The following is a 16039-nucleotide window of genomic DNA, read 5'->3' as shown; positions in this document are numbered from 1 at the left end:
CAGATGTAATTTAATGTTGCTAGCCTGTAAATGTACCAGACAATCTCTGCCAATGTTGATCTTCTTGTGCCGTAAAAGCATGCTTAGGATCAAGCGCAAAATAAGGCTGATACGCTTCGGTTACTTGCTCAGTTTGTGATTCAATCAAACCGGCAAGGACGATGCGACTTTTTGGTGCCATTAAGGTGACAAAATAAGGTGCTAAACCTATCAGTGGTTTGGCTAAAATATTGGCAACCATCACTTCTACTGGCGCTATGTTTTTCTGTTGCCAAAATGCAGTGAAGTCCTCTGGTAAAAACGCTTGCAAACAATTGTCGACCGAGTTGCGTGCCGCATTTTGATTGGTTGCTAGTACTGCTTGAGGATCAATATCTACGGCATAAACGTGGCGCGCTCCTAACAATAAGGCGGCTATACCCAAGATACCTGAGCCGCAACCATAATCAATCACTACTTTATCTGTAAGGTCTTGCTCAGTTAGCCAATCAAGACATAGGCGAGTGGTCGCATGGTAGCCAGTACCAAATGCCAGGCCTGGATCCATAATAATATTGGTCGCTCCAGGATTGGGAGGAGTCAGCCAATTAGGTACAATCCACAAGTCATTGGCACACTCAATGGGTTTATAATTGGACATCCATTCACGCTCCCAATCTTTGTCATCGACAGCACTTACCCAACTACGGCTCGCCTGTACTTGGGCTGCAATCTCATGACTGAGTTGCTCGATAACATCACGAGTTCCAGTCTCTATCGTAGCATCGAAGAGCCCTGTTAAAATCACCTCGTCCCATAATGGTGATTCACCAGGAAGTGGCTCAAATAAAGGTTGGTCGCCTGCATCATCAAGTGCAATAGATAGTGCGCCTGCTTCTAATAATAGCGCTTCAGCGAGATCGACGTTGTCTTTTTCACACTGTAAGTGCAGTTGTTGCCATGCCATAAAAGTAACCTTGTTTCAAAATAAGAAATAGATAATAAAAATTAACGATCGACTATAAAAACCTATTTTAGCGCTTATATAGTCAATCGTCATGGTTAATCAAGAAGATAGCACTATTAGCGTAATGCTTGTTTGGCTTCTTTTATCACCCGTGCATTACCTTGTGCTTGTCCAGACTGTAGAATAATTTGCCATAGCGCACGGCGGCGACTGCTGTCTTGAGAGACACTAAGGCCACGTCGTCCCATTGCTTCAGCCTTGCGTGGCTGGTTTTTTTTGAGTGCCACTTGCGCAAGATAAAAATATACTGCTGATGATTTGGGTGCTAGACGCTGAGCTCGGGTAAAGCTGCTCTCAGCGCTATTGAGATTGCCTGCCTTTAATTGATTAGTGCCCACTTGCATCAGGTTACGAAAGGCGGGCAAGTTGCTATTGTTGTTAGTGATTTTCTGACTGCGCTGCGAGTTCTGCCGCGCACGCTCTAGGAGCTCATTATGCGACGGGATAGATGGCACGAATATCACTTCATCTTCACGAGCAGGCGTGAGAATGACGGTATTAGGCTGAGTTACGACCGGAATTTGACTCGTGCTTTGATTAGTCCCCAAGATTACAGGTGGCTTTTCTGTTACCGATTCTGTTACCGATTCTGTTGGCGACTCTATTGATACAGGTGGATGATAAGGCTCAATAGGATAATTATCATCAGTCTCATCAGCTTCAGTATTCTCAACACTTTCATAATCACTATGATCAGTGCTAGGGGTTTGCGTCACTATTGTGGATTGTTCAGGTTGCGTCGTTTTTTGACTACTGGTTGATGGTAAGGTTTGAGCAGAGGGCGCTTTTATTGAAGTTGGTGCAGTCTGACAAGCACTTAAGCTTAGCATGCCAAAACAAGCGCTAATTAAAAGAGCTGTATGCAAATGCTTTGGCTGTTTTTTGGACTGAACTTCAATCGTCTGCTGAGTCAATAACGCTTGCAATATAGATAACGCCATATTAAAACCCTTTTTAAGTTTTAAAAATCTTAAAATCGTTCAGCTACTAACCTTTAAAGTCAAATTTTCAGCTATCACGACTGAAATAGAAGCAGTTCACTAAAACCATTCAACAGCACGATCATACCAAGTATCTACACGATTGGGTGTATCACCGTCTTGCTCGGCATCATCGCTGTTATTATCAATAGCTTCACCATCTGGAATCTCTAATCCTTCACGGCGACGCTGCTTATTGATATCGCCTTGCTGATTTTGCCACTGCATCTGCTCGCTCGCACGATCCTGTTGGTATAAGCCAATTGCACAGCTGCTGGCCTCTTGGGGCAAATATGCTGACATGACAGGCAAGTAGCGTGCGCTGGCACAGCGCTCATTCGACAGCTTACCTGAGTTGTTCTCTAACCAGAGCCATTCGATGCCTTCTGGCTCTGGTAGCGCAACAGGTGTCAGTTTTAGGCGATTCATATAATCAATCCAAACTGGCAAAGCACCGCTACCGCCACTAAGCCCAATCGGTTTATTATCATCACGTCCAACCCAAACTACGCTGACATAGTTGCCGCTATAACCGGCAAACCACGCATCGCGGTAATCATTGGTAGTACCTGTCTTGCCCGCAAGGTTTAGATTGTTACCAAGCGATTGCACGCGTTTAGCTGTACCGTTTTTGACGACATCTTGCAGCGCATAGTTAATCAAAAAGTTGGTCTCAGGCGGAATACTACGCTGAGTATTTAAGCCTGTTCGCTGTAAAATACTACCGCGATCATCAATCACACTACGGATACTGTGAATAGGCGTACGGAAGCCGCCCGTCGCAAAGACTTGATAAACCCCAAGCATGTCCATCGGGCTTAGATTGACTGAGCCCAATAATGCTGAAGGATAAGGGGGTACTTTTTCTTTAACGCCCATACGTTTTAATTGCTTGGCAAAGGTGTCGACTCCAAACTCCATCCCTAAGCGTACGGCACTATGGTTATACGATTGCGACAGCGCTGTGGTAAATGGTATGTAGCCATGATCGCGATTGTCATAGTTTTTGGGATTCCATTCGGTACCGTCGCTTAGATTGACCGTAATAGGGGAGTCATCGACCGAACTTGCCAAATTATAGCGACCACTTTCGAGAGCGGTCATATAAATAATCGGCTTTAATAATGAGCCTACTTGGCGTTTGGCATCGACCGCACGGTTAAAGCCAGTAAACTCGCTGCCGCTACCGACAACAGAAACCAGCTCACCTGTCTCAGGGTTGGCACTGACCAGCGCCCCTTGTAAATCTTTGGTTTTGCTACCACTACGGCGTAGTTCACCAAGCTCTCTCTCAACCGCTTTGTCCGCTGCCAACTGGGCAATAGGGTCCATTGTACTGATGATAATCAGACCTTCGTTTTTGAGATCATCGGAATAATAGACTTTATTTAGTTCACGCTTGACGATATCTAAAAAGTCAGGGAATTGGCTTTTACCTTCAACAGGCTTATCAACCACCCCAAGTGAGTTTTTTAATGCTTTATCATAGTCTTCTTGACTGAGCGAGCCGACGGCCAGCATATTGCTAAGCACAACATCGCGACGCGCCTTTGAATCATTTGGATGGCGGCGCGGATTATAAACGCTCGGTCCTTTTGCCATACCGACAAGCAGTGCTTGCTGATCTAGGCGCAGCTCATTGAGCGGCTTATCAAAATAAAATTGTGATGCCAACCCAAAACCATTAATAGAGCGTTTGCCGTTTTGACCCAAATAAATCTCGTTGAGATATGCTTGCAAAATCTCATCTTTACTATAATGCAGCTCAAGTAGCACAGCCATCAAGGCTTCATTGGCTTTACGCTTCATTGTGCGGTCTGAATTCAGATAAAAGTTTTTGATCAGCTGCTGGGTGATGGTCGAGCCACCTTGACGTGATCCACCAGAGAAGTTATTGATGACTGCACGAGCGATACCACGTATCGATACCCCTTTATGTTCATAAAAACCACGATCTTCTGTCGCTATTAGCGCATCAATAAGCGGCTGCGGTACTTGATCTAACGAGACAACCATACGGTCTTCATTACTATCGGGATAAATACCGCCGATATTCACCGGTTCAAGACGAATAATGCCTGTTTTCGCAGGTATGGTGCTTTGTACCGACTCAATTTTATTACCAGCAATGGTCATTTTGATGACTTGCTCTTGATCCACATCATTGGCGCTATAGGTAAATCCACGCGTATGAATAAAATAGGTGTTGCCGGACTTATGATACGTACCCGTGCGATCATAGGCTTTGTTGCTTTGATAATTGAGTAATTCAAGCCAAGTCTTCATGGTGTCTTTATCGACATTGGCGCCTTCATATAACTCAAGGGGCTGCGAATAAACCTTTGCCGGAATGTCCCAGCGTTTACCCTCAAACTTGTGAGTAATGGTGCGATCAAGTTTGACCAAGTAAAGTGCTAATAGCACCATGCCAGCGATGACAACAATTAATAAAATACTACTAAACACCATACCGCGCTGCTGGGAAGGTAGCGTGTTGATAGCAGGCTTAGAGGACTGTGGTTGCTTAGAATTAGATTTTTGCACTGATGACACACCATTTTGGGATGAAAAACTGCCTCATAATGACGCAAATTGACAAATTTTTCAATCTATCATCATCAACGCAGGCATTCATTTGCTCTCAGCGCTCAGGAGTTATACTGCTGAGAGCTTGTGCTTATAGTATAATCTTTATAAAAGTGCCGATGGTTATTTGAAAGTATCCGCCATCTCTTATGGTCGTAACACTGTCTCAATTTTGAATAAGAATAATGGTTTGCATTAATACTCACTATTTTAAAGAAGTATAACCATCAATGTCGCGTAGCCCCAAATATAGCAGCCAGTTAATCAATATACATCAAACATAATGTTTTTCTCATATCGAGTAGATCAGATGAGAGAGCGTTGATTTAAAGCTATTTACTCAATGTTCTGTCTAAAGGAAATAAGTGCGATTATGTCCAGTATTCCATCTCCTATGCCGCCAACATCACCGACATTACCAAGGTCATTAAAAAGCAATACTCATTATCAAGACAATTCTATTATTGACGGGCTGGTATTGCCGCTGGCGGGTCATTGTTTTCATTGCGGTGATCCCGTGCCGCAGCCGCCGTTTCATACCGATATATTAGGTAAATCGCGTGAGATGTGTTGTATGGGCTGCCAATTGGCTTCACAAAGTATTGTGGAAGCGGGGCTTGAGCAATATTATCTTGATCGCTCGGAGATTAACCGTACGGCAAGCTTACCCGTTCAGATGACCCGCCTTGAAGCTTATGATCATGATGAAATAAAATCACAGTTTGTCTACGCCCAAGACGGTATGTCAGTAGCAGAGTTGTCTGTCAATAATTTGCGTTGCGCCGCTTGTACGTGGTTGATTGAATCGCGTCTTGATGAATTAGAGGGCATCAGTAAATGTCAGGTTAATTTGACCAATCAACGCATGCGGGTGATTTGGGACGAGACCAAGCTACCGATTAGCCGTATTTTGGCGGTTATTAATGAAATTGGTTATGAAGCCAAGCCTTATCGGCAAGATACTCATGAGGCTATGCTGGCACGTCACACCAATCAGATGCTATTGCGACTAGGTATTGCAGCCTTGGGTTCGATGCAGGCGATGATGTATGCCGTTGCTATTTATTTTGGTGAATATAGCGACATGCTGATATTTCAGCGCGATTTTTTGCGTTGGGTATCGCTATTTGTCAGTACGCCTGTTTTCTTTTATGCCGGCCTGCCTTTTTTTACATCAGCATGGTCAGCGATTCGTGCTCGCCAAGTCAATATGGACGTGCCCGTTAGTATTGCCTTGATTGTCACATTTTTCGCCAGTCTATTTGCCACTATGACTGGACAAGGGGAGACCTATTACGACTCAGTCAGTATGTTTATTTTCTTCTTGCTGGCAGGGCGTTATATTGAGCACAATGCTCGCTTAAAAGCGGCAACTATGGCAAACGATTTGGTGGTAATTGAGCCAGTATTGGTACAGAAAATTGCTGAAGACAAAGACTCTGCTGCAAGTATTTTGCAGCTATTAGAACAAAACAGCGTTCAGAAAAATGTGCGTAAACAAGAAAGCGAAGAGTCTGTTAATCAGGTTGATGATGGAGCTGTGAATGGGGATGTGATCGTAGTTAGTAATGAGGCAAATAGTCAAAATACAGTGAGTACTACGCCTAATTTTACGCAAAGTATGGATGCTAATGTCCATCAATTGACATCACGTATTGCTCAAGAATGGCAGCAGACTCGTCAGCAACGATTAACTGTCTCAACAAACGATGAGCCAAAAGAAAAGCAGATGGTGACCGCTCATAGCCTACAAGTGGGCGACATCGTCATGGTTGAGGCAGGTTCTGAGATTATCAGTGATGGTATCTTGCTCAGCTCAACCGCTACAGTTTCTCAAAGCCTACTGACAGGTGAAGGTGATTTAATCATCAAGAACCAAGGCGATTATATCGTTGGCGGTGCGCAAAACGATAGCCAACCATTTGAGATGTTGGTCACAGCGCTGCCAGAAGACAGCCAAATCGGTTTGATTGACAGGCTAATGAATCGTGCAATGAGTGAAAAGCCAAAACTTGCACAGCAAGCAGATAAGCTAGCACGTTGGTTTGTCGCGCGGATTTTAGTGTTGTCTATTTTAGTATTTATCGGCTGGTATATCGTGGATCCAAGCCAAGCGATTTGGGCAACGGTTGCGGTATTGGTCGCGACGTGTCCTTGTGCGCTGTCTTTAGCGACACCAATTGCGCTTACTGTATCGACCAATAGATTGGCTGGTTATGGGTTTTTGACGACGCGCGGGCATACCCTACAAACGCTGGCTGAAATTACCCATGTGGCATTTGATAAAACGGGAACCTTGACCTATGGTAAACCCAATTTATTAAACATTAAGCTACTTACTGATACAGGCGTCATCACAAAGGCAAATGAGCAAAGAGACAATGTATTAGCTATTGCGGCAGCGCTAGAGGTGGGCAGTCGTCATCCTATTGCTCATGCGCTACTGACCGCCGCATATCAACTGCATCTGCCAGCGACACAAGCGCTGCAGCATTACCCAGCAGGTGGCGTTGAAGCAATGATTGATGGTGTGCGATATCGTATTGGTCATGTAGATTTTGCTTTAGACAAAATGAATAATGTTGCCAATGCGGATAACGACTTAAGGATTGATTTGGTTGCCGAGCGCGCCAGCTCAGCGGTAGTCTTATCTTGTCAAAAGGATGAATCAGCAAGCTGGCAAGCACTGGCATATTTTTATTTTAATGATAAGGTACGTGATAGCGCTCAATCTATGCTCGATAGTCTGAAAGCACTAGGTATCGAGCCTGTCATGCTCACAGGTGACCCAAGTCCACAAGCCCTGGTCATGGCTGAAAATTTGGGTATGCAGTCTGCGTATAATGGTCTGTCACCAATGGACAAAGTCAATCATATTCAGCAGCTACAAGCTCAAGGTGCAGTGATATTAATGGTTGGTGATGGTATTAACGATGCGCCAGTATTGGCAGCGGCAGACGTTTCAACCTCGATTGCCGGTGCAGCAGATTTGGCGCAAGTATCTAGCGATAGCATTATCTTAAACGGACAAATCGAAGCTATTATTGCGGCGAAACGTATCGCTGATAAAACCGAGCGCATTATCAAACAAAACTTGCGCTGGGCACTTATTTATAATGGCAGTGTTTTGATACCAGCAGCTTTGGGTTATGTGCCACCTTGGCTAGCTGCTATTGGCATGTCACTAAGCTCATTATTTGTGGTGTTGAATGCCCTGCGTCTAAAGCGTGCTTAATTTAAACCAGCTTAAACTCATTTAAATAAATCTCTGAAGATTACCCACAAAAAAACCGCCTTTATAAAAGACGGTTTTTTATTCTAATTAACGGATAAACAGTATTTAGCTTAGTCTTGTAGGTAGCTTAGTAGACGCATAAATTCGATATACATCCACACTAGCGTTGCAAGAAGACCAATACTGAATAACCATTCGTAGTCTTCTGAAACACCCATTGCCACACCACGCTCAATATTATCAAAATCTAATAACAGCGTAAAAGAGGCGATAACAATCACAAATAAGCTAAATCCAATAGCGATAGCCCCACCTTCAAACAAGAAAGGCAAGCTTGAACCAAATGCTAAAGAAAGTACCCACTGCGCCACATAAACTAGCATGATAGCGATCAAGGCTGAGGTGACGATTGAACGGAACTTTTCAGTCACTTTAACCAAGCCTGAGCGATATAGCCCTAGCATAACCGCCGCTGTCACAAAGGTCGCACACATTGCAGTGACCGGTACACTTGGGTACATTCTCATGAAAAACAGGGAAATACCACCTAAGAATATACCTTCCAAAAGTGCATATGGGACGGCAAGCGTCTTAGCTTTTTGCGGTTTAAAGGTAATGAAAATCGCCAAGCCGAAAGCAGCAAACATACTACCGAAGGCTGCCATCGTGATAAAACCTTGTGATAAACCTGCCATCAACGCATAAAAGAAAAATCCAATACCAGTAATCGCCGATAAGCCAAGCAATAAGCTGGTTTTTTGAATCACGCCCTTCACTGTCATCGGAGCGCCGCCAATAGCAAGCTCTGCGCGACTGACAATAGGATTGGCCATAAGTATGTCCTCAATAAAATATAGATAATAGTTATGTCAGCTACTTTAGCAAAATCGCCGTTATTGTCAACGGTGTTTACGTGACAGTGTACAAGGCTTTGCACAACTACTGAGTCGATTATTACTCCTATACACAGCGATATCAAATAGCTAAATACATACGCCCAAAACAGCGCATTGTGGCTTTTATATGGGGTCAATTACGACCGTTAACAACGATAATTGATAAACAGGCTAGTCTAATTGCCTATTTCTCGCTATCATTGCTCTGTAATTTACCATCATGCCGAGTCGTTTTATGGAAACCTCAGCGCAGTCCGCAAGATTGCCGCACCTACATGAATCAGAGCTGTTCCACACTATCAAAAATCCAGCCTTTCGCCGTATTGGCTTGATGGGTCGTGCCGGAAAGCGTAGCGTAACCCAAAGTCTCGGGCAGATTGCTCAAATAATTAACGACATGAATCTTACGTTGATTATGGATGTGCAAACCGCCAACTTGCCAACTCTGAATCTCACTGAAATTGAGAGAGTCAAAATCGTTAAGCGTAGCCTTATCGGCGAGATTTGTGATTTGGTCATCGTGGTTGGCGGTGATGGTTCTATACTCCATGCTGCCGAAGCACTAGCGCGCTATCGTGTGCCTGTCTTAGGCGTTAACCGTGGTCGCCTTGGTTTTTTAGCCGATGTCAAACCTGATGAAGCGGCCTTCAAACTACGGCAAGTTCTGATGGGTGATTATCAGTTAGATCACAGGTTTTTACTGACGATGGAGATTCGTGAAGGTCGTAAGATTATTCATGAAGACATGGCACTCAATGATATCGTGTTGCATGCTGGTAAGTCTGTGCATATGATTGATTTTCAGATGAAAATCGACGGGCATGATGTCTATCGGCAGCACAGTGATGGTCTCATTGTGGCGACACCGACGGGCTCGACAGCTTATGCACTCTCTGGTGGTGGTCCTATCATCCATCCGAGCATGGACGCCATATGTTTGGTGCCTATGCACCCGCATACGCTGTCTAGTCGCCCTATTGTGGTCAGTGGCACCAGCGAGATTTGTATTCGTATTCACGAGGACAACCGCACCCAGCCGATGGTCAGTGCTGACGGTAAACCAAGCACGCCGCTTGAACAAGAGCAGCGTCTATATATTCGTAAGCATCCGGACAAATTAACCTTGCTACATCCGCCAGGGTTTGACTTTTATGAAGCGTGCCGAACGAAGTTACACTGGAATGTGCATGCTGAGGAATTCAGTCTCGACGCTGATGATGATATCATGGACGATGAATAAGCGTCTTTATTAGACAAACATGTGATATAAAAAATAGTAGTGGAGAGTAGGCACGATGGACAAACAGACGATATTAGCAAGCCTAACACCTGAAGTGGTCGATAAATTTCGTATGGCAATTGAGCTTGGCAAATGGCAAGACGGTCGTAAGCTGACTGCTGAGCAGCGCGAGACCTGTATGCAAGCCGTGATGGTATGGGAACATGAACATCTGGCGCCTGCTGAGCGAACTGGCTATATTCATAAGCCGGTCAGAGAAGATGGTTCGGTCGTTGGCGCTGAATGTGATGTTGAACATGAACATCATTATCCCAATATGCCAAATCCGAAAGGCGCGGTACAGCCCGTGAAGTTTCGCGATAAATAGACGTATATTTAAATGCACTGATAAAAAAAAGCATAAAAAAAGCCACGCTATAATGATAGTGTGGCTTTTTTATAATCGTCAATCATAAACCATTAAAGCGTGCTGGTATCTACGATAGGGCGCAGTGTTAATGGATTCTTCTCCATTAAAAAACCTTGCCAGCCCCAATGTAAAAAATTGCGAATATTGGGATGATCAACTCCTTTAGGCGTCGCTTGAACTGTTTGGTAATGCTCACCAAACAACTTTAGCGTATCTAATTGATTTAAGCCGTGATGCTTTGCAAAACCAAAAATCTTGGCACTGCCTTCGTTTTCACCAGCAGCATTATGTACCATGCCATTCACAAAAGGCGCTGGTGCATAGCGATAAAAATCATCAATAAAGCTGATGACATCATTGAATCCAATGGCATTTTTACTCAAACCATGAAGTAGAGCCGATACATCTGATTGGCGGATACTCATAAATAAATGACCTCAAAGCTGTTAAAAAGCCAAAACTGGCATGCTTGATACAAGCTTAATGATTATTGATAGTTGGATATGAAGCTAACAGGTTAGCGATTAAAATAGTCTTCATCATCAAATGAAGGCGCAAAGCTGCCTTGCTCAAGATGCTGCATTTGCGACTGTACCGTGCGCTCATGTTGAATGCGCTGATAAATCTCTTCGCGGTGTACGGCAATATCTTTTGGCGCATCAACGCCGATACGTACTTGATTGCCTTTGACACCTAGGACAGTCACACTGACCTCATCGCCAATCATTAGCGTTTCGCCCACGCGGCGTGTCAAAATTAACATGCGTCACACTCCTTATGTCGCATCAACAGATTATTACTCATCAGATTGCGTCTCAATTACAGGACATCACCGCAGCATCAAACATGCAATGTATTAATCATAACCACAATGCTAAATGTTGTGCCAATAACGGCAATGATAGGTAGATTCATTTAGCCCAAATGAAAGCCCCATTATAGGGGGCATAACCGAGGCTGTCACGGTTTTTCACAAAACTATTGGATAAATACTTAGCCTAGCAATAATAAAAAATAAAAATAGGATCTAAAAAGACCCTATTTAATTTAAGTATTATTAAAAGTAACGAATCACCAATGAATAAAACTGTAAAAACTGAATTTTTATATTTGCTGGTTTTAAGCGATATTATAGTCCAGCGATTTTGCTTTCACCGTCTTCACGATCAAGACCAAAGGCCGTATGCAGTGATCTTACCGCTTTTTCCAGATACTGCTCTTGGATAAGAACAGATACCTTGATTTCACTGGTCGATATCATTTGAATATTGATGTTGTTTTCCGCAAGGGTTTGGAACATAAGGCTAGCAACACCTGCGTGCGAGCGCATGCCAACGCCGACTAATGAGACTTTAACCACTTCATCATTGGCCAATATTTCTTTAGCACCGATTTCATCTTTGACTTCGCTTTCTAGTACCTTCATGGTTTTTTCCATGTCCGTACGATTAACGGTAAAAGTAAAATCAGTCATACCATTGGTAGATAGGTTTTGCACGATCATATCAATTTCGATATTAGCGCGACCAATAGGGCTGAGGATAGCAGAAGCAATGCCAGGGTGATCAGGGACACCGCGTACGACAATTTTTGCTTCGTCTCGATTAAAAGCGATACCTGAGATGATTGCTTGTTCCATACTGTCTCCTTCGTCTATCGTAATTAGGGTGCCGACATTGTCTTGAAATTCTTGGTCGAAGCTACCATCGTTGTTTTCATCAAAACTGGATAATACGCGTAGCGGTACGCCGTATTTGCCAGCAAATTCTACTGAGCGAATCTGTAAAATCTTAGAGCCAAGACTTGCCATCTCAAGCATTTCTTCAAAAGTAATCTTTTCAAGTTTTTTGGCTTTCGAGGTGACGCGTGGGTCAGTAGTATAGACGCCATCAACATCAGTATAGATTTGGCATTCATCAGCGCCTAAAGCCGCGGCAATCGCCACGCCTGTCGTATCAGAGCCGCCGCGCCCTAACGTCGTCGCATTGCCTTCTTTATCGATACCTTGGAAGCCTGCGACAATGACGACATTGCCAGCATCTAGCTGCTCACGGATGTTTTTGTCATCGATACTTTCGATACGCGCTTTATTGTAAGCATTATCGGTTTTAATGACGACTTGACGACCGGTAAATGAACGTGCACCGATACCTAACTCTTTAATCGCCATAGCAAGCAGTGAGATAGACACCTGCTCACCGGTTGAGACCATTTGGTCATATTCGCGAGGATCCGGCTGGCTACTGATTTGGCGTGCTAAATCAATCAAACGGTTGGTTTCACCGCTCATGGCAGACACGACAACGACCACTTGATGACCATTATCATGCCAGCGTTTGACTCGTTTAGCGACGTTTTTGATGCGGTCGATACTGCCCATTGAGGTGCCGCCATATTTTTGTACTATTAACGCCATAAAAATCTACCTATTATTCACCAATGGTTATCTGTTATTGAGAGACATCAATTCGTCATGGCACTGTCTAAATTAAGTGCTAGATTGATTTTAATAACGATAAAGCCAGATTATAAGAACTGCGCCCTTTGTTTTACTTTTCGATGGTTTACTGTCTTATTATGCCAATAGACTTCATACGCTAAAATAAGTCTAAGCGTTGACCTTTATATCATATTCGAGCCATAACTTTAAGTATCAGTAGGCATTAGATACATGGCGATTGGTTATAATGCTTATAACCAAACATCTGTTGATCTATCTTAATACTTAACCAAGCTGGTCTGCAATCCAGGCAGGTAGTGCGTTGATAACCGTGCTAGTATTGGCAGCTTTTGGCGCGCCGCCTTGGGCATAGTCAGGTTTACCGCCACCTTTACCGCCAAGCTCACCTGCTAGATGACGAATGATGTCACCGGCTTTTACTTTAGCAGTTACAGACTTTGCCACACTTGCGGCTAGTGCCAACTGCTCATCTTTATCACCAATCAATACAATCACGCTATCAGGCAGTTTGGACTTGATATCGTCCATTAACGTACGGATAGATTTACCATCGACATCGCTTAATGTGCTAACAAGTACTGGGGTACCAGCGATGGTTTGCACGTCATCAAGCAAGTTGGCTGCTTGGGCGCTGGCGATTTTTTGCTCTAAACGCTCGAGCTGCTTCTCTAAATCACGCTGCTTATCTGCCATGGTACGCACGCGCTGTGCAACTTCTGGACGCTTAACTTTCAGCTGACTGGCAAGCTCGCTGAGCTGTTGCTCGCTTTGTTGAATGTTTTTAATCGCATTCATGCCAGTGACGGCTTCAATACGGCGGATACCCGCAGCAATGCCGGATTCGTTAGTAATTTTTAACACACCAATATCACCGGTATGCTTTACATGTAAACCGCCACATAGCTCAATAGAGAAAGGCTTGCGCTGACCATCAACGATACTGTCGGTGCCCATGGTTAGGACACGAACGTCACTACCATATTTTTCACCAAACAGCGCCATGGCACCTTGTTTCATGGCTTCATCAATAGACATGTTTTGGATACGAGCAGGCGTATTGGCTTGAATTTGCTCATTGACCAAGCGCTCAATACGCATAATTTCAACGGCACTAACCGGTTTGTCATAGGAAAAGTCAAAACGCAAGACGTCGCTTGAAACTAGCGAGCCTTTTTGCGTAACCTCATCACCCAATACTTCTCTTAATGCAGCATGTAAGAGATGCGTGGCAGAGTGGTTTTTGGCACTAGCGACGCGGATGCTCGATAATACTTGTGCATCTGCTGTCTGCTGAGCGTTAATTTCGCCCATGGTTACAACGCCATAATGGATAATGGCTTGACCAGATTTTTTGGTATCTTGGACTTCAAAAACGCCGGTTGCGCTGCGGATTTCACCCAGCTCACCAACTTGACCACCACCTTCAGCATAAAACGGTGTACGGTCAAGGACAACCACGCCTTCCATGCCCTCAGCCAAGCTATCGGCTGGGTTGCCATCTTGATACAGCGCATCAATCGTTACGCCTTCTTCTTCAAGCTGCTCATAACCGATAAAGGTGGTTGGGTTCTCTACTTGAATGACACTACTATAATCAACGTCAAATTTGCCCGCATCACGCGCACGTTCACGCTGTGCTTGCATATGTTCATCAAACTCAGCTTCATTAATTACGATACCACGTTCGCGTGTGATATCAGCAGTCAGATCAAGCGGGAAGCCGTAAGTATCGTACAGTTTAAAGGCGGCTTCACCAGAGAGCGTGTCGCCTTCTTTTAGGCCTTCAAGCTCGCTGGCAAGTAAACGCAAACCTTGCGCTAGAGTTTTAGCAAATTGCGCTTCTTCTTTTTGAATGGCGTTTTCTATGACGCTTTGCTTATCTGCTAGTTCTGGATAGGCGGTGCCCATTTCAGCAACCAGTGGCGCGACCATTTTATAAAAGAAATCACTGTCTGCGCCAAGCTTATTACCATGACGTACCGCACGGCGGATAACACGGCGCAGTACATAGCCACGGCCTTCGTTACTTGGCGTGACACCATCGGCGATCAAAAATGCCACGGCGCGAATATGATCGGCGATGACTTTTAGCGACGATTGTTGTTCATTGTTAATCTCTAAAATCTCAGCCGCCGCATCCATCAAGTGGACAAATAAATCTATCTCGTAGTTGCCATGAACGCCTTGCATGATGGCGCTGATACGCTCTAGACCCATGCCAGTATCGACGCTTGGTGCTGGTAGCGGTAGCATAGAGCCGTCTTTTTGACGGTTAAACTGCATAAAGACGCAGTTCCAAATCTCAATATAACGGTCGCCGTCTTCTTCAGGCGTACCCGGCAGGCCGCCTTCGATATCTGCGCCATGGTCATAAAACACTTCGGTGCAAGGACCACATGGACCAGTATCACCCATCGTCCAAAAGTTATCAGAGGCGTAAGGCGCGCCTTTATTATCGCCAATACGGATGATACGTTCGCTTGGAATACCGATGTCTTTATGCCAAATATCAAAAGCTTCGTCATCAGTCTCATAAATGGTGACATACAAGCGGTTTTTATCAATCGCAAGCCATTCATCTGACGTCAAAAATTCCCAAATATAACCAATACCGTCTTGCTTAAAGTAATCGCCAAAAGAGAAATTACCAAGCATCTCAAAGAACGTATGATGGCGCGCCGTATAGCCGACGTTATCCAAATCATTATGCTTACCGCCAGCACGCACGCACTTTTGCGAGGTTACCGCACGCGTATAGTCACGTGGTTCCATACCCAAAAAGGTCTCTTTAAACTGATTCATACCGGCATTGGTAAATAGCAATGTCGGGTCATTGTGCGGAATCAAACTCGATGAGGCGACGGGGGTATGCTGCTTGCTTATGAAAAAATCGATAAAAGCTTGACGAATATCGGCTGAGCGAAATGGCTGGCTCACAGCGGCTCCTTACTGACGGATGTATTTAGTAGAATAAGTAAAATAATTTTGCAAGCGATTTTAGCACAAACGTGCCAAAGGTGTTGAAGATTCCTAAGTAAATACATGGTGAAGTCGACTCATTTCTTATTGTAAACCAGACAATTTTATTTTGACTGTCAGTCGAATATTTCAATAGTAAGGATAAACAAGCACCTAACCATAGGTCTTCCTGAATAAAATTAGGTCAGTACAAAGAATGGAAAATCTTAAATAACAGGCGGTTTGATATTAGTAAAAACACATAGTA

Annotated in this window: 10 protein-coding genes and 1 pseudogene; 3 read left to right on the top strand and 8 right to left on the bottom strand. The window is 44.2% G+C overall.

What is annotated here, in order from left to right; genetic code table 11:
• Window positions 1–19 precede the first annotated feature (19 nt).
• The 3 genes from prmA to mrcB form a co-directional block, all read right to left on the bottom strand.
• Window positions 20–946: a 50S ribosomal protein L11 methyltransferase gene (gene prmA / locus AC0J5Y_RS08220; RefSeq protein ID WP_475130250.1), complete on the bottom strand. Its 927-nt coding sequence runs from the start codon at window positions 944–946 to the stop codon at window positions 20–22.
• A 116-nt stretch (window positions 947–1062) separates the two neighbouring features.
• A complete protein-coding gene (locus AC0J5Y_RS08215; RefSeq protein WP_475130249.1) occupies window positions 1063–1947 on the bottom strand; it encodes a tetratricopeptide repeat protein in 885 nt (294 codons plus the stop codon).
• Between the two features lie 99 nt (window positions 1948–2046).
• Window positions 2047–4530: a penicillin-binding protein 1B gene (gene mrcB / locus AC0J5Y_RS08210; protein WP_475130248.1), complete on the bottom strand. Its 2484-nt coding sequence runs from the start codon at window positions 4528–4530 to the stop codon at window positions 2047–2049.
• A gap of 415 nt (window positions 4531–4945) precedes the next feature.
• Between mrcB and AC0J5Y_RS08205 the strand changes: the two genes are divergently transcribed.
• The gene (locus AC0J5Y_RS08205; RefSeq protein WP_475130247.1) at window positions 4946–7807 is read left to right on the top strand and encodes a heavy metal translocating P-type ATPase; all 2862 of its coding nucleotides are present in this window, start codon (window positions 4946–4948) and stop codon (window positions 7805–7807) included.
• A gap of 110 nt (window positions 7808–7917) precedes the next feature.
• Here AC0J5Y_RS08205 and AC0J5Y_RS08200 read toward each other — a convergent pair whose 3' ends face one another.
• On the bottom strand, window positions 7918–8640 hold the full coding sequence (locus tag AC0J5Y_RS08200) for a Bax inhibitor-1/YccA family membrane protein (RefSeq protein WP_133104482.1): 723 nt from the start codon (window positions 8638–8640) through the stop codon (window positions 7918–7920).
• 394 nt (window positions 8641–9034) lie between these two features.
• On the opposite strand from AC0J5Y_RS08200, the gene AC0J5Y_RS08195 reads away from it, so the two are divergent.
• On the top strand, window positions 9035–9943 hold the full coding sequence (locus AC0J5Y_RS08195) for an NAD(+) kinase (RefSeq protein ID WP_475132129.1): 909 nt from the start codon (window positions 9035–9037) through the stop codon (window positions 9941–9943).
• A gap of 55 nt (window positions 9944–9998) precedes the next feature.
• A complete protein-coding gene (locus AC0J5Y_RS08190) occupies window positions 9999–10310 on the top strand; it encodes a YeaC family protein (protein WP_011513968.1) in 312 nt (103 codons plus the stop codon).
• A gap of 92 nt (window positions 10311–10402) precedes the next feature.
• Here AC0J5Y_RS08190 and AC0J5Y_RS08185 read toward each other — a convergent pair whose 3' ends face one another.
• The 4 genes and pseudogenes from AC0J5Y_RS08185 to alaS all read right to left on the bottom strand — a co-directional run bounded on the left by AC0J5Y_RS08185 (window position 10403) and on the right by alaS (window position 15750).
• Window positions 10403–10777, bottom strand: coding sequence for a HopJ type III effector protein (locus tag AC0J5Y_RS08185; RefSeq protein WP_475130246.1), 375 nt, complete (start codon window positions 10775–10777; stop codon window positions 10403–10405).
• 170 nt (window positions 10778–10947) lie between these two features.
• Window positions 10948–11115, bottom strand: a pseudogene (csrA, locus tag AC0J5Y_RS08180) (carbon storage regulator CsrA); the annotation flags it as partial.
• A 366-nt stretch (window positions 11116–11481) separates the two neighbouring features.
• The gene (locus AC0J5Y_RS08175; RefSeq protein ID WP_475130245.1) at window positions 11482–12768 is read right to left on the bottom strand and encodes an aspartate kinase; all 1287 of its coding nucleotides are present in this window, start codon (window positions 12766–12768) and stop codon (window positions 11482–11484) included.
• A gap of 309 nt (window positions 12769–13077) precedes the next feature.
• Complete coding sequence (gene alaS, locus AC0J5Y_RS08170) at window positions 13078–15750, bottom strand: alanine--tRNA ligase (RefSeq protein ID WP_475130244.1); 2673 nt, start codon at window positions 15748–15750, stop codon at window positions 13078–13080.
• Window positions 15751–16039 lie beyond the last annotated feature (289 nt).

This window comes from Psychrobacter sp. TS_SC_6 (assembly GCF_056156305.1).
This window is presented reverse-complemented; position numbering and strand designations above follow the sequence as displayed.